Below are 2,666 nucleotides of genomic sequence, written 5' to 3' on the forward strand. Positions count from 1 at the left end.
GCTCGACGGCGTCCACGGCGTCGCCGATGGCGGCGGGGTTCTGGCCGCCGCCCTGGGCGACGTCCGGCTTGCCGCCACCGCCGCCGCCGAGGGTCCTGGCAGCCGTGCGGACCAGGTCACCGGCCTTGAGACCACGCTCGCGGGCGGCCTCGTTGGTGGCGATGACCGTCAGCGGCTTGCCGTTGTTCACGGTGAACAGGGCGACCACGGCGGCCCGGCCGCCCTGGATGCGGCCGCGTACGTCCAGGACCAGCCTGCGCAGGTCGTCGGGGGTCGTGCCGTCCGGGACCTGGCCGGTGACGACGGCGATCCCGCGGATGTCCCTGGCCGACCCGGCCAGCCCGGCAGCGGCCTGCAGCACCTTCTCCGCACGGAACTTCTCGATCTCCTTCTCGGCGTCCTTCAGCTTGCCGAGCATGACGGAGACCTTCTCCGGAAGCTCCTCCGGACGGCCCTTGAGCAACTCCGTCAACTGGTTGACGACGGTGTGCTCACGGGCGAGGAAGGTGTAGGCGTCGACACCGACCAGGGCCTCGATACGCCGCACACCCGAACCGATCGAGGACTCGCCGAGCAGCTTGACCAGACCCAGCTGGGCGGTGTTGTGGACGTGCGTGCCACCACACAGCTCCTTGGAGAAGTCGCCGATGCTCACCACGCGGACCCGCTCGCCGTACTTCTCACCGAACTCGGCGATGGCACCCTGCTTCTTGGCCTCGTCGATGCCCATGACGTCGGCACGGACGTCGAGGTCACGCGCGAGGACCTCGTTGATCTTCTGCTCGACATCGCTCATCACCGCCGTCGGAACGGCCGAGGGCGAGCCGAAGTCGAAGCGGAAACGGCCCGGCTGGTTCTCGGAACCGGCCTGCGCGGCCGTCGGGCCGAGCGCGTCCCGCAGCGCCTGGTGGGTGAGGTGGGTGGCCGAGTGGGCGCGGGCGATGGCCGTGCGACGGCGGGCGTCGATCGAGGCGTGCGCCTTCGCGCCGACGGTCACCTCACCGACCTGCACGACACCCTTGTGGACGTAGACGCCCGGAACCGGCTTCTGGCAGTCGCGGACCTCGATGACCGCACCGGTGTCGACCCTGATCCGGCCGGTGTCACCGATCTGACCACCGCCCTCGGCATAGAACGGGGTGCGGTCCAGGACGACCTCGACCTCGTCACCCTCACTGGCCGCCGGGGAGGAGACGCCGTCGACGAGGATGCCGACGACCGTCGACTCGCCCTCGGTGTCGCCGTAGCCGATGAACTCCGTCTCACCGGTCGTGTCGGCGATCTCCCGGTAGGCGCCGGCACCCGCGTGGCCGGTCTTCTTGGCCTGGGCATCGGCCTTGGCGCGCTCCCGCTGCTCCTTCATCAGACGGCGAAAACCGTCCTCGTCCACCGACAGGCCCTGCTCCGCGGCCATCTCCAGGGTGAGATCGATCGGGAAGCCCCAGGTGTCATGGAGCAGGAACGCCCGCTCACCGGCAAGGACCGTGCCACCGGCCTGCTTGGTCTCGGTGACGGCCGTGTCGAGGATGTTGGTGCCCGCCTTCAGCGTCTTGAGGAACGCGTTCTCCTCGGCGAGGGCGACCTTCTCGATGCGCTCGCGGTCGCTGACCAGCTCCGGGTACTGCCGGCCCATCATCCCGATCACCGTGTCGACCAGGTCCAGGACGACCGGGCCGGTGGCGCCCAGCAGCCGCATGTTGCGGATGGCGCGGCGCATGATGCGCCGCAGCACGTAGCCGCGGCCCTCGTTGCCCGGAGTCACACCGTCCCCGATGAGCATCACCGACGTACGCATGTGGTCGGTGACCACACGCAGCGAGACGTCCGAGGCATGCGCGGCGCCATAGGCCACGCCGGTCAGCTCGGTGGCCTTGTTGATGACCGCCATCGAGGTGTCGATCTCGTACATGTTCTGCACGCCCTGCAAAATCATCGCCAGACGCTCAAGACCCAGGCCGGTGTCGATGTTCTTGCTGGGCAGCTCGCCGAGGATCTCGAAGTCGTCCTTGCCGATGCCCTCACCACGCTCGTACTGCATGAAGACCAGGTTCCAGATCTCCACGTACCGCTCGTCGTTGACGGCCGGACCGCCCTCGACGCCGAACTCGGGGCCGCGGTCGTAGTTGATCTCGGAACAGGGGCCGCACGGGCCGGGCACCCCCATGGACCAGTAGTTGTCCCTCATCCCCAGGCGCTGGATACGCTCCCTCGGCACCCCGACGACCTCGTGCCAGATCCGCTCCGCCTCGTCGTCGTCCTTGTACACGGTGATCCACAGCTTCTCCGGCTCCAGGCCGTAACCACCCTTGTCCTGGGGGCTGGTCAGCAGCTCCCAGGCGTACTTGATGGCGCCTTCCTTGAAGTAGTCACCGAAGGAGAAGTTGCCGCACATCTGGAAGAACGTGCCGTGCCGGGTGGTCTTGCCGACCTCTTCGATGTCAGGAGTGCGCACGCACTTCTGCACGCTGGTCGCGCGCGGGAAGGGCGGCTTGACCTCACCCAGGAAGTAGGGCTTGAACGGCACCATGCCGGCCGGGACCAGGAGCAGAGTCGGGTCGTCCGCGATGAGCGACGCCGAAGGGACGACGGTGTGACCGCGCTCCTCGAAGAAGCTCAGCCAGCGGCGGCGAATCTCGGCCGACTCCATCAGTGGTCCTCATTCCGGT

1 protein-coding gene is annotated in these 2,666 nt (G+C 68.2%); it reads right to left on the reverse strand.

Annotated features, from left to right (window positions below):
• A partial coding sequence (gene alaS, locus AB0N07_RS50245; protein ID WP_365847600.1) for an alanine--tRNA ligase occupies nt 1-2,647 on the reverse strand: 2,647 nt, incomplete at its 3' end.
• Nucleotides 2,648-2,666: the final 19 nt, after the last annotated feature.

The sequence above is a fragment of the Streptomyces sp. NPDC051172 genome (genome assembly GCF_040682555.1).
In the GTDB taxonomy this organism is placed as follows: Bacteria; Actinomycetota; Actinomycetes; order Streptomycetales; family Streptomycetaceae; genus Streptomyces.